Source organism: Streptomyces sp. NBC_00028, from assembly GCF_045041065.1.
GTDB lineage: Bacteria > Actinomycetota > Actinomycetes > Streptomycetales > Streptomycetaceae > Streptomyces.
Genome location: NZ_CP108293.1, coordinates 7,110,770 through 7,124,064, shown reverse-complemented (window position 1 = coordinate 7,124,064; position 13,295 = coordinate 7,110,770). Strand labels below are relative to the sequence as shown.

The 13,295-nt window shown below is 70.4% G+C and carries 10 protein-coding genes; 3 read left to right on the top strand and 7 right to left on the bottom strand.

Annotation, left to right across the window (positions count from 1 at the left end):
• Positions 1-45: 45 nt before the first annotated feature.
• From OG885_RS32065 to OG885_RS32045, 5 genes are all read right to left on the bottom strand, one after another.
• Positions 46-612 carry a dihydrofolate reductase family protein gene (locus OG885_RS32065; RefSeq protein ID WP_405737747.1) on the bottom strand — a complete coding sequence of 189 codons (567 nt, stop codon included), beginning with the start codon at positions 610-612 and terminating at the stop codon, positions 46-48.
• Positions 613-775: 163 nt separating this feature from the next.
• Positions 776-2,461, bottom strand: a complete 1,686-nt coding sequence (locus OG885_RS32060) for a glycoside hydrolase family 13 protein (protein WP_405737746.1) — start codon at positions 2,459-2,461, stop codon at positions 776-778.
• 168 nt (positions 2,462-2,629) lie between these two features.
• On the bottom strand, positions 2,630-3,532 hold the full coding sequence (locus tag OG885_RS32055) for a sugar ABC transporter permease (protein WP_405737745.1): 903 nt from the start codon (positions 3,530-3,532) through the stop codon (positions 2,630-2,632).
• A gap of 13 nt (positions 3,533-3,545) precedes the next feature.
• Positions 3,546-4,550, bottom strand: coding sequence for a carbohydrate ABC transporter permease (locus OG885_RS32050; protein ID WP_405737744.1), 1,005 nt, complete (start codon positions 4,548-4,550; stop codon positions 3,546-3,548).
• Between the two features lie 111 nt (positions 4,551-4,661).
• Positions 4,662-5,930, bottom strand: coding sequence for an extracellular solute-binding protein (locus tag OG885_RS32045; RefSeq protein WP_405737743.1), 1,269 nt, complete (start codon positions 5,928-5,930; stop codon positions 4,662-4,664).
• A gap of 414 nt (positions 5,931-6,344) precedes the next feature.
• On the opposite strand from OG885_RS32045, the gene OG885_RS32040 reads away from it, so the two are divergent.
• On the top strand, positions 6,345-7,391 hold the full coding sequence (locus tag OG885_RS32040) for a LacI family DNA-binding transcriptional regulator (protein WP_405737742.1): 1,047 nt from the start codon (positions 6,345-6,347) through the stop codon (positions 7,389-7,391).
• A 131-nt stretch (positions 7,392-7,522) separates the two neighbouring features.
• Positions 7,523-8,383: a phosphatase PAP2 family protein gene (locus OG885_RS32035; RefSeq protein WP_405737741.1), complete on the top strand. Its 861-nt coding sequence runs from the start codon at positions 7,523-7,525 to the stop codon at positions 8,381-8,383.
• On the opposite strand, the gene OG885_RS32030 is transcribed toward OG885_RS32035, so the two are convergent.
• A complete protein-coding gene (locus OG885_RS32030; RefSeq protein ID WP_405737740.1) occupies positions 8,346-9,236 on the bottom strand; it encodes a LysR family transcriptional regulator in 891 nt (296 codons plus the stop codon). The genes OG885_RS32035 and OG885_RS32030 overlap by 38 nt on opposite strands.
• 71 nt (positions 9,237-9,307) lie before the next feature.
• Between OG885_RS32030 and OG885_RS32025 the strand changes: the two genes are divergently transcribed.
• Positions 9,308-10,258, top strand: a complete 951-nt coding sequence (locus OG885_RS32025) for a DMT family transporter (RefSeq protein WP_405737739.1) — start codon at positions 9,308-9,310, stop codon at positions 10,256-10,258.
• On the opposite strand, the gene OG885_RS32020 is transcribed toward OG885_RS32025, so the two are convergent.
• Positions 10,246-13,224: a bifunctional [glutamine synthetase] adenylyltransferase/[glutamine synthetase]-adenylyl-L-tyrosine phosphorylase gene (locus OG885_RS32020; RefSeq protein ID WP_405737738.1), complete on the bottom strand. Its 2,979-nt coding sequence runs from the start codon at positions 13,222-13,224 to the stop codon at positions 10,246-10,248. The genes OG885_RS32025 and OG885_RS32020 overlap by 13 nt on opposite strands.
• Positions 13,225-13,295 lie beyond the last annotated feature (71 nt).

The following is a 13,295-nucleotide window of genomic DNA, read 5'->3' as shown; positions in this document are numbered from 1 at the left end:
AGGAGGCCGCTCGATCCACGAGCGGCCTCTTCCGGCTGTCCGCGTTCAGCGCTGACTGGCGGGCCGGGCCGGTAGCTCACCGCGGCTGCCTCCGCAGGCGTAGACGATCTCCACCGAGCCGCCGGGCAGGGCCCGTTGGCTCTGGAAGGTCAGCCCGGTGTCGGCGCCGAGGGCGGGGGTCAGCTGTGTGCCACCGCCGAACAGCAGGGGCAGGACGACGAGTTCGAGGCGGTCCAGGGCACCGAGGGCGTGGAAGGTCGCGATCGTACGCGGGCCGCCGACCAGGTGGACGTCGCCGCCCTTGTTGGCCGCGCGGATCCTCTCCAGCAGCCGGGCCGGATCGCTGTCGGTGGTGACATGGTCCGGGGTGCCCTCGGGGCGGTGCGAGCCGAGGACGAACACATCGAGGTCGGGCCAGGGCCAGCGGGTGTTGTTCAGCGCCGGTTCGAAGGTGGTGCGGCCCATGAGCGCGGCCTCGCAGTCCGCGAGGAACTCCCGGATGCCATGGCTCTCGCCGGAGACGAACGCGGGGTCGGCGGTCAGGGCGGGCCAGCCGTTCGGCGTGGTCACATAGCCGTCGGCACTCATGCTGAGGCGGGCGCGGATCCGCATGGTCTCTCCTCGGGACGGTGGGCGCCGGTCGCCCTTCCACCCAAGCGTCGATCGCGGGCCGCGCCGATCGACACGCCGCCGGAGAAATCTCCGCTCACCCGGGAAAACCACCGGGCCCCCGCTGCCCGAAGGCGGCGGGGGCCCGGTGCGGGCGTGCCCGTGGTCAGGCCGTCGTCCACCACGCCGTGGTGTCCGCCGGGATCTTCGCGTCGCCGTCGACCTCGGCGATCTCGCCGCTCGCGAGGAGAAGGCGCCCGTACGCCGGGGTCGTCACCGACTCGCCGGTCGTGTTCGCCACGCAGACGAAGTCGCCGCGGCGGAAGGCGAGGACGCCCTCGGGGGCGCGGAGCCACTCGACCGACTCGCCGGCGCCGAGGTCGGGCTCGGTGCGGCGGGTGGCGAGGGCCGTGCGGTAGAGCTCCAGGGTGGAGCCGGCGACGCCCGTCTGGGACTCGACGCTCAGGTCCGCCCACTCCGCCGGCTGCGGGAGCCAGCTGCCGCCCGTGCCGAAGCCGTACGACGAACCCTCCCGGGTCCACGGGATCGGGACGCGGCAGCCGTCGCGGAAGCCGTCCTGGCCCGCGCCGCGGAAGTACGCCGGGTCCTGGCGGACCTCGTCGGGGAGGTCGACGACGTCGGGGAGGCCGAGTTCCTCGCCCTGGTAGATGTACGCCGAGCCGGGGAGGGCGAGCATGAGAAGAGTGGCTGCCCTTGCTCGGCGCAGGCCCAGCTCGCGGTCGCCCGCCTCGCGGATCTGGGTGCCGAGGCCCGCCGGGTTCGCGAAGCGGGTGGCGTGGCGGGTGACGTCGTGGTTGGAGAGGACCCAGGTGGCGGGGGCGCCGACCGGGCGCATCGCCTCCAGGGTGCGGTCGATGACCTGGCGGAGTTCCTCGGCGTCCCAATGGGTGCCCAGGTACTGGAAGTTGAAGGCCTGGTGCAGTTCGTCGGGGCGGACGTAGTTCGCGGTGCGCTCGACGGTCGGGGTCCAGGCCTCGGCGACGAAGATGCGCTCGCCCGCGTACTCGTCGAGGATGAGCCGCCACTGGCGGTACACCTCGTGCACACCGTCCTGGTCGAAGAACGGCATGACATCGTTGCCCAGCAGCTTCAGCTGGTCGTGGTCCCCGAGGTCCGGCAGGCCCTCCGCCTTGACCAGGCCGTGGGCCACGTCGATGCGGAAGCCGTCGACGCCCATGTCCAGCCAGAAGCGCAGGATGGAGCGGAACTCGTCGCCGACTGCGGGGTGTTCCCAGTTGAAGTCGGGCTGCTCGGGGGCGAAGAGGTGGAGGTACCACTCGCCGAGGGAGCCGTCGGGCTCGGTGACCCGGGTCCACGCCGGGCCTCCGAAGATGGACTCCCAGTCGTTGGGCGGGAGTTCACCGTTCTCGCCCTTTCCGGGGCGGAAGTGGTAGCGGTCGCGGAGGGAGGAGCCCGGGCCCTCGCGCAGGGCGCGCTTGAACCACTCGTGCTGGTCGGAGGAGTGGTTGGGGACCAGGTCGACGATGATCCTGAGGTCCAGCTCGTGCGCGTCACGGATCAGCGCGTCCGCGTCCAGCAGGTTGCCGAACATGGGGTCGACGGCACGGTAGTCGGCGACGTCATAGCCCGCGTCGGCCTGTGGGGAGGCGTAGAAGGGGCTGAGCCACACGGCGTCGATGCCGAGGTCACGCAGGTACGGCAGTCGGGAGCGGATGCCCTCCAGGTCGCCCATGCCGTCGCCGTTGCTGTCGGCGAAGCTGCGCGGATAGACCTGGTAGATCACCGCGTCCCGCCACCAGTCGCGGCGCTGGGCGACGGTGGCGACGGCGGAGGTCGGGGCCGGGTCGGCGGCGGAGTGCTGCTGGCTCATGGCGTCCTTGATACGTAACGGAGTCATCTGGGCAGGAGGTTGCAGATGGGGGCAGAAGGGGGGCGCACAGGAGCGTGCGGCTGATTGACGAGGCGGCCGCGGTGACAGCGGGGTCGGATGGACACCGCGACCGCCTCGGGTCGGTGGGGTGAGGCCCCTGGCCGGCGGTCAGCCCTTCGTGCCGCCGGCGGTGAGGCCGGTGACCAGGTTCTTCTGGACGAAGTAGAAGAACGCGGCGACCGGTATGGCGATGAGCACCGCGGTGGCGGCCATCAGGTTGCGCTGGGCGTCGTGTTCGCTGACGAAGGTCTGCAGGCCGACGGCGAAGGTGTACTTGTCGTCGGAGAGCATGAACGTGGAGGCGAACGCGACCTCGCCGAAGGCGGTGAGGAAGCTGTAGAAGGCGGCGACGGCCAGGCCCGGCTTGGCGAGCGGCAGGATCAGCCGCGCGAACGTGCCGAACGGGGTGAGTCCGTCGACGCGTCCCGCCTCGTCGATCTCGAACGGGATGGTGTCGAAGTAGCCCTTCATCAGCCAGGCGCAGTACGGCACGGTGGTGGTGCAGTAGACCAGGACGAGGCCGAGGTAGCTGTCGACGAGCTGGAGGTCCGAGAGGATCTGGTACATCGGCACCATGAGGACGGCCACCGGGAACATCTGGGTGACCAGGAGGACCCACATGAACTTCTTGTAGCCGGGAAAGCGCATCCGCGAGACGGCGTAGCCGGTGGTGGCGGACATGATCACGCCGATGAACGTGGTGCCCAGGGTGACGATCATCGTGGTCTGCAGCCAGTCGAAGAACTTCGTGTGCTGCAGCACGAACGTGTAGTTGTCGAACGTCATCTTGGACCAGATGCCGCCGGGGTGGAGGTAGTCGTCGCTGTCCGGGCCGAGGGACAGATAGACCAGCCAGGCCACGGGGAACAGGGCGATGACGCTCGCGACGATCAGGATGCCGTGGGAGACGAGGGAGGTGGCGAGCCCGCGCCGGCGCGGCTTGGGTGGGGTGCCGGTGGCCTGGTCCTGCTCGGTCTTCTCGACGGAGGTCGGGGCGGTGGTCGTACTCATGGGAGCTCCTGCCTCAGATCGCGAGCTGCTGGTCATTGCGGTTCAGCCAGCGTCGGTAAAAGGAGGTGAAGACGATCAGGATGGCCAGCAGCAGGATGCCGTAGGCGGCCGACTGGGCGAAGTCACGCGGCTGTTGTCCGAAGCCGAGGTAGTAGGCCCAGGTCACGAGGATCTGGGCGTCGGGCGCGGTGTCGCCGAACAGCAGGAAGATGATCGCGAACTGGTTGAAGGTCCAGATGACGCCGAGGAGGACGACGGTGGAGCTGACGGACCTGAGGCCCGGCAGGGTGACGTACCGGAACTTCTGCCAGGCGGTGGCGCCGTCCATCTCGGCGGCCTCGTAGAGGGAGTTGTCGATGGACTGCAGGCCGCCGAGGAGCGACAGCATCATGAAGGGGACACCGCACCAGGTGTTGACCATGATCGCGGCGAACCGCTGCCAGAAGGTGTCCTCCAGCCACAGTGGGGCGGGCAGATGGAGGAAGTCCAGGAAGGAGTTGATGACGCCGCCGTCGGCGAGCATGAAGCGCCAGCCGAAGACGGTGACGAAGGTCGGCACGGCCCAGGGCAGGATCAGGATCATGCGGTACAGCGTCCGGCCGCGCAGCTTCTGGTTGAGCAGCAGCGCGAGGCCGAGGCCGAGGCAGTAGTGCAGGGTGACGCAGAGCGCGGTCCACACGACGGTCCAGATGAAGTGCGACCAGAAGCGGTCGTACGCCGTCGGGCCCCACAGGATGTCGGCGTAGTTGTCGAGCCCGATGAACTTGTACGTGGCGTCGATGTGGTTGACGCCGATGGTGCGGGCCGTGTTGAGGCTGTTGGCGTCGGTGAGGGTGAGGTAGAGGCCGTACACCAGGGGGTACAGCACGAGGACGCCGAGCACGACGACCACGGGGGCGATCATGGCGTAGGCGTACCAGTGCTTCTGGTAGCTGTGCTTGAGGCGCTGTCCCAGGCCGGGCCGGGGCGCGCGGTCACCGCGGCGCTTGCCGGTCGCGCGGTCGATGGCGACTGTCATGGTTCGACGACCTTCGTGAAGTCCTGTGGTTCCAGAGGGGGTACGGCTCTCAGGCCGATGGCCGCCGGATCCCTCCCCCCGTGGTCGGGAGATCCGGCGGCCTGTCGGGGCTTACTTGCTGAAGTCCGGCACCAGCTTGGCGATGGCGGTCTCAGCGCTGCTCAGGCCCTTGTCGAGGGACTCCTTGCCGCCGGCGATCTTCGGCAGCTCGGTGTCCAGCGGGCCCCACAGGGAGCTGTACTCGGGCAGGGCGGGGCGCGGCTGGGCGGCGGCGAGGACCGTCTGGTAGCCGGCGATGCCCGGGTCGGCCTTGACCTCGGCGGTGTAGGCGTCGTCGCGGGTGGGCAGCGTGGAGTTCTTCAGCGCGATGGTCGCCTGGGACTTCGCGGAGGTCATGAAGTTGACGAACTTCAGCGCGGCCTTCTGGTGCGCGGCGTCGGAGCCGGCGTAGACCGAGAGGTTGTGGCCGCCGGTCGGGGCGCCGGCCTTGCCGGTGGAGCCGGCCGGGACGGTGGCGATGCCGAGGTTGTTCTTGTCCTTGAACGCGGCACCGTTGTAGAAGTTGGTGATCTCCCACGGGCCCTGGATGATCGCGGCGACCTTGCCGTTGACGAACGCGTCCTGGATGTGGGCGTAGGCGTCGGCGGTGGTGTCGGCCTTGTGCAGGCCCTTGCCGGAGAAGAGGTCGAGCCAGGTGCCGTACGCCTTCTGGGCGGCGGCGGAGTTGACCGTGATCTTCTTGGCGGAGGCGTCGACGGTGTCGGTGCCCTCGCCGTAGAGGAAGGACTGGGCGTAGTAGGCCTGGGTGGAGCCCCAGTAGCCGTCGACGCCGGTCTTGCTCTTGATGGTGGCGGCGGCGGCCTTGAGGTCGTCCCAGGTCTTGGGGGCCTCGACGCCGGCCTTCTCGAAGAGCTCCTTGTTGTAGACCAGGGCGAGGGTGTCGGTGACCAGCGGAACGCCGTAGGTCTTGCCCTCGTACTTGGCCTGCTCCAGCAGGTTGGACTTGAACTTGCTCTGGTCGGCGAGGGCCTCGGTGCCGTCGAGGGGCAGGAGGTAGCTCTTCTTGGCGAAGGCGGGGGTCCAGCCGACCTCGGCGCGGAGCACGTCGGGGGCGCCCTTGGAGCCGGCGGCGGTGTCGAACTTGTTCTGCGCCTGGTCGAAGGGGACGTTGACGTACTTGACCTTGACGTCCTTGTGGGACGCCTCGAACTCCTTGATCAGAGCCTTGTAGGTCGGCGCCTCATTGGTGGCGTTGGAGGTGTCCCACCAGGTGATGGTGGTCGGACCGCTGGATTCGCTGTCGCCGTCGTCTCCGCCGCAGGCCGTCGCCGCGAGGGCGAGGGACGCCACCAGCGCGGTGGCCGCTATGCCACGCCGCATGAGTTCTCCTTGAGGGTGAAAGCCCGTGTGGTGCAGGGAGGCGGTCCCGCCCGCTTCCCTGCGTGGTGCAGGGTCGGCCCCGTCTGCCGTCCCTGCTGTGGTGCCGACTGCGCCGTTGCGGCGGCCGGGCGACGTGAACGTAACAGCCGTGTAAGCGTTGCGAAAGACCTTGCAGCAAAAAAGTGCAAGACGTCTCGTAAGTTATCCGCGCGTGACCTCCCGGCTACCGCCGTGAGACGCTTGTTTCCAGGGGTGGAGCGGCGGAGAGCGCGCTGTGCAAGACTCTGCAAGCTCTTGCCATCACTTTCACGAGGGAGCGCGATGACCCAGCAGCTCGGACCGGGACGGTCAACAGGTCGCCCACGGCGTCCGATTGGTGTGCAAGGGGAGGGACGGCCGGTACAGTCCAATCCTGTGACCACACGGCTTGCCGACATCGCTGCTCAAGCGGGGGTCAGCGAAGCGACCGTCAGCCGCGTCCTCAACGGGAAGCCGGGCGTCGCCGCGACCACTCGCCAGTCCGTGCTGGCCGCGCTGGACGTGCTCGGGTACGAGCGTCCGGTGCGGCTGCGTCAGCGCAGTGAGGGCCTGGTGGGGCTGATAACGCCGGAGCTGGAGAACCCGATATTCCCTGCGCTGGCGCAGGTGATCGGCCAGGCGCTGACCCGGCAGGGCTACACCCCGGTGCTGGCCACCCAGACCCCCGGCGGCTCCACCGAGGACGAGCTCACGGAGATGCTCGTCGACCGGGGCGTGGCCGGCATCATCTTCGTCTCCGGACTGCACGCGGACACCTCCGCCGACATGCAGCGCTACGAGCAGCTGCGCGGCCAGGGCGTGCCGTTCGTGCTCGTGGACGGTTTCTCGCCGAAGGTGCAGGCGCCGTTCATCTCCCCCGACGACCGCGCGGCGATGACGCTGGCGGTCACGCATCTCGCCTCGCTCGGTCACACGCGGATCGGTCTCGCGGTCGGCCCGAAGCGGTTCGTGCCGGTGCAGCGCAAGATCGAGGGCTTCGTACGGGCGATGCAGGACCAGCTGGGGCTGTCCGCGGAGTCCGCGGAGTCGGACCTGGTCCAGCACTCGCTGTACACGCTGGAGGGCGGTCAGGCCGCCGCGACCGCGTTGATCGGCCGTGGCTGTACGGCGGTCGTGTGCGCGAGCGACATGATGGCGCTGGGTGCGATACGCGCGGCCCGGCAGCTCGGTCTCGAAGTGCCGCGGGACATCTCGGTGGTGGGCTTCGACGACTCTCCGCTGATCGCGTTCACCGATCCGCCGCTGACGACGGTCCGCAAGCCGGTTCCGGCGATGGGCCAGGCCGCGGTGCGGACGCTGCTGGAGGAGATCGGCGGGACGCCCGCTCCGCACAGTGAGTTCGTGTTCATGCCGGAGCTGGTGGTGCGTGGTTCCACGGCTTCGGCGCCTGTGGCGTCCCGTACGGAGCGGGCTCGTTCCTGAGGCGGAGAAACCGGGCTTTCAGGACCTGCGCGGGGAGGAGACGAGGGCCTCGTTCCGCCGTAGAACATGCGTCCTGAACCCGACCGGGGGATGATCTGGGGGCAAGGGCTTTTCTGGCAGACTCTGTGTCCATGGGTGATGCGACCGTGACGACACTGGAAGGCCGCGAAGAGGCCGTTCCGCATCCTGTCGCGGACCGTTCGGACAGGGGCCTTCTTCGCCGCCTGCGCACCCCCCGCCGCCCCCGGCTGTGGTTCGAGATCCTGCTGATCGCGGTGAGTTACTGGACGTACTCACTGATCCGCAACGCGGTCCCGGAACAGCGAGCCGAGGCGCTGCGCAACGCCGACTGGATCTGGCGGGTCGAGCACGACCTGGGGATCGCGGTCGAGGAGTCGGTCAACCACGCCGTGAACTCGGTGACTTGGCTGATCGTGGGCATGAACTACTACTACGCGACGCTGCACTTCGTGGTGACGCTGGGTGTCCTGGTGTGGCTCTTCCGCTACCACCCCGGCCGCTACGCGGCGACGCGCATGGTCCTCTTCGCCACGACCGGCGTCGCTCTCGTCGGTTACTACCTGTATCCGCTGGCGCCGCCCCGGCTGATGAACGGCGGCGACTTCGTCGACACCGTCATGGTCCACCAGACCTGGGGTTCGATGGCCTCCGGCGATCTGAAGAACATGTCGAACCAGTACGCCGCGATGCCGTCCATGCACATCGGCTGGTCCCTGTGGTGCGGCCTGACGATCTTCGCGCTGGCGTCGGTGCCGTGGGTGCGGGTCCTCGGCCTGCTCTACCCGACGGTCACCCTGGTCGTCATCGTCGCGACGGCCAACCACTTCTGGCTGGACGCGGTGGGCGGCATCCTGTGCCTGGCCTTCGGCTTCACGGTGGCGAGGCTCTGGTACGGCGCCCTGCCGTACCGCCTCCCCCAGCTGGTGCCGCCGGTCAGCCGACCCCGGCCGCGGAGCGCATCGCCGCGATGAACGCCCGCAGCGCGGGCTGCGGCGGGGCGGTCTCGCGTACGGCCGCGTAGATCGACCGGGTCGGCTCGGGCGCCCGCAGCTCCCGTACGACCACGCCGTCGCGCACCCCGTTCCGCAGCCCGAGCCGCGGGATCAGACTCACGCCGAGACCCGCCGCCACGAAGCCCTGCGCGGTGACGTAGTCCTCGCTCTCGACGACGAACCGCGGCCGGAACCCGGCGGCCTCGCACGCGCTCAGCTGGGCGTCGAGACAGGGGCCGGGCCACTCACTGCCGACCCAGGGTTCCTCCGCGAGGTCGGACAGCCCCGGTTCCGGGGCGTCCGCCAGCCGGTGGCCTTCCGGCAGCACCGCCAGATACGGATCGTCGAGGAGATGCAGGAGCCGCACCCCTTCGTGCCCCGCGGGCCCCACGACGAGCGCCAGATCCGCCCGCCCCTCCCGCACGTCCGGCAGCGGGTCCTCGGGGTCGATGAGCTTGAGCTCGATCTGCACGCCGGGATGTTCCGTCCGCAGCCTCGCGACCGCCGGGGCGACGAGGGCCGCCCCCGCCGTCGCGAAGTACCGCACCGCCAGCCGGCCCGTGCGCCCCGCGAGCAGATCGGCCAGGGCCGTCTCCGCCTCGGCGACCTGACGGCCGATGGCGTCCGCGTACCCGGTCAGCAGCAGCCCGGCGGCCGTCGGCCGCACCCCTCGCCCGACCCGCTCCAGCAACTCGGTCCGCGCCTCCTTCTCCAGCGCGGCGATCTGCTGGCTCACCGCGGACGGCGTGTACCCGAGGACCGCCGCCGCCCCCGTCACCGACCCGCTGCTCACCACGGCCCGCAGCACCTGCATCCGACGCACATCCAGCATGTAGCGCAGCTTAACAACACATCCAGAACTCTTCACTTGTCCTCACGCGTTCTCTCCCGGACCGTAGAGCCATGTCTCCCGCCTCCACACTCCGCATGGCCGCCCTCGCCCTCCTGTGGGGCTCGGGCTTCCTGTGGATCAAGCTCGCCCTCAACCACGGCCTCTCCCCCGCCCAGATCACCATCGTCCGCTGCGCACTCGGCACGGTGACCCTGTGGGTGCTGGCCCGCTCGGTCGGCCAGCGCCTTCCCCGCTCCCGGGCCACCTGGGGGCACCTGGTGATCGCCGCGCTGTTCTGCAACGCGATCCCGTTCGCGTTGTTCGCGGTGGGTGAGCAGCACCTCGACTCCGGCATCGCCGGCGTCCTGAACGCCACGACCCCGCTGTGGTCACTCCTGATCGGCGTGGTGCTGGGCACCGACCGCGGCCTGCACCCCCTGCGCCTGACCGGCCTGCTCCTCGGCTTCGCCGGTACGGTCCTGATCTTCGCGCCCTGGCACCGCTCGGGCCTGCTGAGCTGGAGCGCGCTGGCCCTGCTGGGCGCCGCGGCGAGCTACGCGGTGGCGTTCGCGTACATGGCCCGCAAACTGACCGACAAGCGGGCGCCGATGGCGATGTCGGCGGCACAGCTGCTGATGGCGACGGGGTGGACGACGCTGTCGGCGCCGGTGGCGGGCCCGGTGGAGGCGGACCTGGTGGGGCTGGGGGCGGTCACGGCACTCGGGGTCCTGGGCACGGGGGTGACCTTCTACCTCAACTACCGCTTGATCGCCGACGAGGGGCCGACGACGGCGGCGACGGTGGGGTACTTGCTGCCGGTGGTGTCGGTGGCGCTAGGAGCGGTGCTGTTGAACGAGCAGGTAGGGATAAGGGTGCTGACAGGCATGGCAGTGGTGCTCATAGGCGTCGCCATGACGCGGGTGTCAGGGGCGCGGGGCTGTGCTCGATTTGCGGCTAACGCCGCGCGGGCGCGAGCAACCACAACACACCCGCACCCGACGAAGAAGGCCTACGCCCCGTAGAACAACGTCTCCACCACACTCCGCGCCCTGCGCGCCGTACGCCGATACGCATCCAGCATGTCCCCCGCATGCCCAGGCCCGTACCCCAAGTACCGCCCCACAGCCGCCAGTTCCCGCGCCTCCGTCGGGAACGTGTCGCCCGCCCGCCCCCGCACCAGCATCACGGCGTTACGCACCCGCGTGGCCAACACCCAGGCCTCGTCGAGAGTCTCGGCGTCCTCCGAGCCGATGAGCCCGGCGGAGCGCGCCGCGGCAAGCGCCTCCCGCGTCCGGGTCGTACGCAATCCGGGCTCGGCCCACCCGTGCTGCAACTGAAGCAGCTGCACGGTCCACTCGACGTCGGACAACCCGCCCGGCCCGAGCTTGGTGTGCAGCTTCGGGTCCGCGCCGCGAGGCAACCGCTCCGCCTCCATCCGCGCCTTCAGCCGCCGGATCTCGCGTACGGCGTCGTCCCCGAGCCCCTCCGCCGGGTACCGCAGCGGATCGATCAGCTCGATGAAGCGCCGCCCCAAGTCCTCGTCACCGGCGACGACTTCGGCCCGCAGCAACGCCTGCGACTCCCAGACCAGGGACCAGCGGCGGTAATAGGCCTCGTACGACTTCAACGTCCGTACCAGCGGCCCGGACTTGCCCTCCGGGCGCAGGTCCGCGTCGATGAGCAGCGGTGGGTCGGCGCTCGGGATCTGGAGGAGCCGGCGCATCTCGGAGACGACCTTGTTGGCGGCTTCGGAGGCGGACTGCTCGGGGACGCCGCCCCGCGCCTCGTGGACGAACAGGACGTCGGCGTCGGAGCCGTAGCCGAGTTCGTGGCCGCCGAAGCGGCCCATGCCGATGACGGTGAACCGGGTCGGCAGGGTGTCGCCCCAGGTGTCGCGCACGACCGCGCGCAGGGTGCCCGCGAGGGTGGCCGCGTTGAGGTCGGAGACGGCACCGCCGACGCGGTCGACGAGGGCGCCCTGGTCGGCCTCGACGGGCTGGGTCTCGGTGCCGTAGGAGCCGATGATGTCGGCGGCGGCGGTGCGGAACAGTTCGCGGCGGCGTACGCCGCGGGCCGCGGTGACGGCCTTCTCGGCGGTGTCCGCGCGGCTGACCGCGGCGAGGACCTCCGGCTCCAGGGAGGCCCGGTCGCGGGGTGCGAGGCCTTCCTCGTCGCCGAGGAGCGCGACCGCCTCGGGGGCGCGCATGAGCAGGTCAGGGGCGAGGCGGCCGGCGGACAGGACGCGGGCGAGGTTCTCGGCGGCGGCGCCCTCGTCGCGGAGCAGCCGCAGATACCAGGGGGTCTTGCCCAACGCGTCCGAGACCTTGCGGAAGTTGAGCAGGCCGGCGTCCGGGTCGGCGGAGTCGGCGAACCAACCCAGCAGGACGGGCAGGAGAGTTCGCTGGATCGCGGCCTTGCGGGTGACGCCGGAGGCGAGGGCCTCCAGGTGGCGCAGGGCGGAGGCGGGGTCGGCGTAGCCGAGGGCGACGAGCCGCTCGCGGGCCGCTTCCGGGCTCAACCTGGCCTCGCCCGGCGCCAGTTGGGCGACGGCGTCGAGCAGTGGCCGGTAGAAGAGCTTCTCGTGCAGGCGCCGTACGACACTGGTGTGCCGTTTCCACTCGCGGTTCAGCTCGGCGACCGGGTCGGTGCGCAGGCCGAGGGAGCGGCCGATGCGGCGCAGGTCGGCCTCGTCCTCGGGGACGAGGTGGGTGCGGCGCAGCCGGAACAGCTGGATGCGGTGTTCCATGGAGCGCAGGAAGCGGTAGGCGTCGTCGAGCTGGACGGTGTCGTCGCGGCCGACGTAGCCGCCGGCGGCGAGGGCCTGGAGGGCGTCGAGGGTGGTGCCGCTGCGCAGCGAGGCGTCGGCGCGGCCGTGCACCAACTGGAGGAGCTGCACGGCGAATTCGACGTCGCGGAGTCCGCCGGGCCCGAGTTTCAGCTCCCGCTCGACCTCGGCGACGGGGATGTTCTCGACGACGCGGCGGCGCATCTTCTGCACGTCGGCGACGAAGTTCTCGCGCTCGGCGGCCTTCCAGACGAGGGGTTCGAGGGCGGCGATGTACTCCTCGCCCAGCTCGATGTCCCCGGCGACCGGCCGGGCCTTGAGCAGCGCCTGGAACTCCCAGGTCTTGGCCCAGCGTTGGTAGTAGGCGAGGTGGGAGGCGAGCGTTCGTACGAGCGGGCCGTTGCGGCCCTCGGGGCGCAGGTTGGCGTCGACGGGCCAGATGGAGCCCTCGACGGTGGTCTCGGAGCAGACCCGCATCATGTGCGAGGCGAGCTGGGTCGCGGCGCGCAGGGCCTTGCCCTCGTCGGCCCCGTCGACGGCCTCCCCCACGAAGATCACGTCCACGTCGGAGACGTAGTTGAGCTCGTGGCCACCGCACTTGCCCATCGCGACGACCGCGAGCCGGCACAGCGCCGCGTCCTCGGGGGCGGCGGCGCGGGCGATGGCGAGGGCGGCGCGCAGGGTGGCGGTGGCGAGGTCGGCGAGCTCGGCGGCGGTCTCGGCGACGTCGGTGGTGCCGCACACGTCGCGGGCGGCGATGGAGAGGAGGCAGCGGCGGTAGGCGACGCGCAGGGAGACGGGGTCGGTCGCCCCGGAGAGCCCGCGTTCGAACTCCTCCACGCCGGGGTGCAGGTCGCGCGGCTCGTACATGACGAGCGCCTGCCAGTCGCCGGCGTGCCGGGCGAGGTGCTCGCCGAGCGCGGCGGAGGCGCCGAGCACCCCCAGCAGCCGGTCGCGCAGCGGCTTGGCGGCTATGACCGTGTCGAGCAGTTCCCGGTCCGTCTGCGCCTCCAGGAGCCGGACCAGACCGTGCAGCGCGAGATCGGGGTCGGCGGTGGCCCCGAGGGCCTCCAGGAGCACCGGGTCATTGCGTACGCCGCTCAGCTCCGGTCCGTCGAGGAGCCGCTCGGCGGCGGAGGGATCGGTGAACCCGTGCCGCAGCAGCCGCGAAAAGGTACTGCTCCTGCGCCCCGGCGCCGTCATCCCCGGCCCTCCCGTCGGATCAAGGTCGTACGGCCTTGAGCCTAACCGCAGACCTGGAGGGAAGCGCCGAT

What these genes read in the sequence shown, in the direction of transcription:
- OG885_RS32065 (WP_405737747.1), bottom strand. Translation starts at nt 612, where the DNA reads ATGCGGATCCGCGCCCGCCTCAGCATGAGTGCCGACGGCTATGTGACC.
- OG885_RS32060 (WP_405737746.1), bottom strand. Translation starts at nt 2,461, where the DNA reads ATGAGCCAGCAGCACTCCGCCGCCGACCCGGCCCCGACCTCCGCCGTC.
- OG885_RS32055 (WP_405737745.1), bottom strand. Translation starts at nt 3,532, where the DNA reads ATGAGTACGACCACCGCCCCGACCTCCGTCGAGAAGACCGAGCAGGAC.
- OG885_RS32050 (WP_405737744.1), bottom strand. Translation starts at nt 4,550, where the DNA reads ATGACAGTCGCCATCGACCGCGCGACCGGCAAGCGCCGCGGTGACCGC.
- OG885_RS32045 (WP_405737743.1), bottom strand. Translation starts at nt 5,930, where the DNA reads ATGCGGCGTGGCATAGCGGCCACCGCGCTGGTGGCGTCCCTCGCCCTC.
- OG885_RS32035 (WP_405737741.1), top strand. Translation starts at nt 7,523, where the DNA reads ATGGGTGATGCGACCGTGACGACACTGGAAGGCCGCGAAGAGGCCGTT.
- OG885_RS32030 (WP_405737740.1), bottom strand. Translation starts at nt 9,236, where the DNA reads ATGCTGGATGTGCGTCGGATGCAGGTGCTGCGGGCCGTGGTGAGCAGC.
- OG885_RS32025 (WP_405737739.1), top strand. Translation starts at nt 9,308, where the DNA reads ATGTCTCCCGCCTCCACACTCCGCATGGCCGCCCTCGCCCTCCTGTGG.
- OG885_RS32020 (WP_405737738.1), bottom strand. Translation starts at nt 13,224, where the DNA reads ATGACGGCGCCGGGGCGCAGGAGCAGTACCTTTTCGCGGCTGCTGCGG.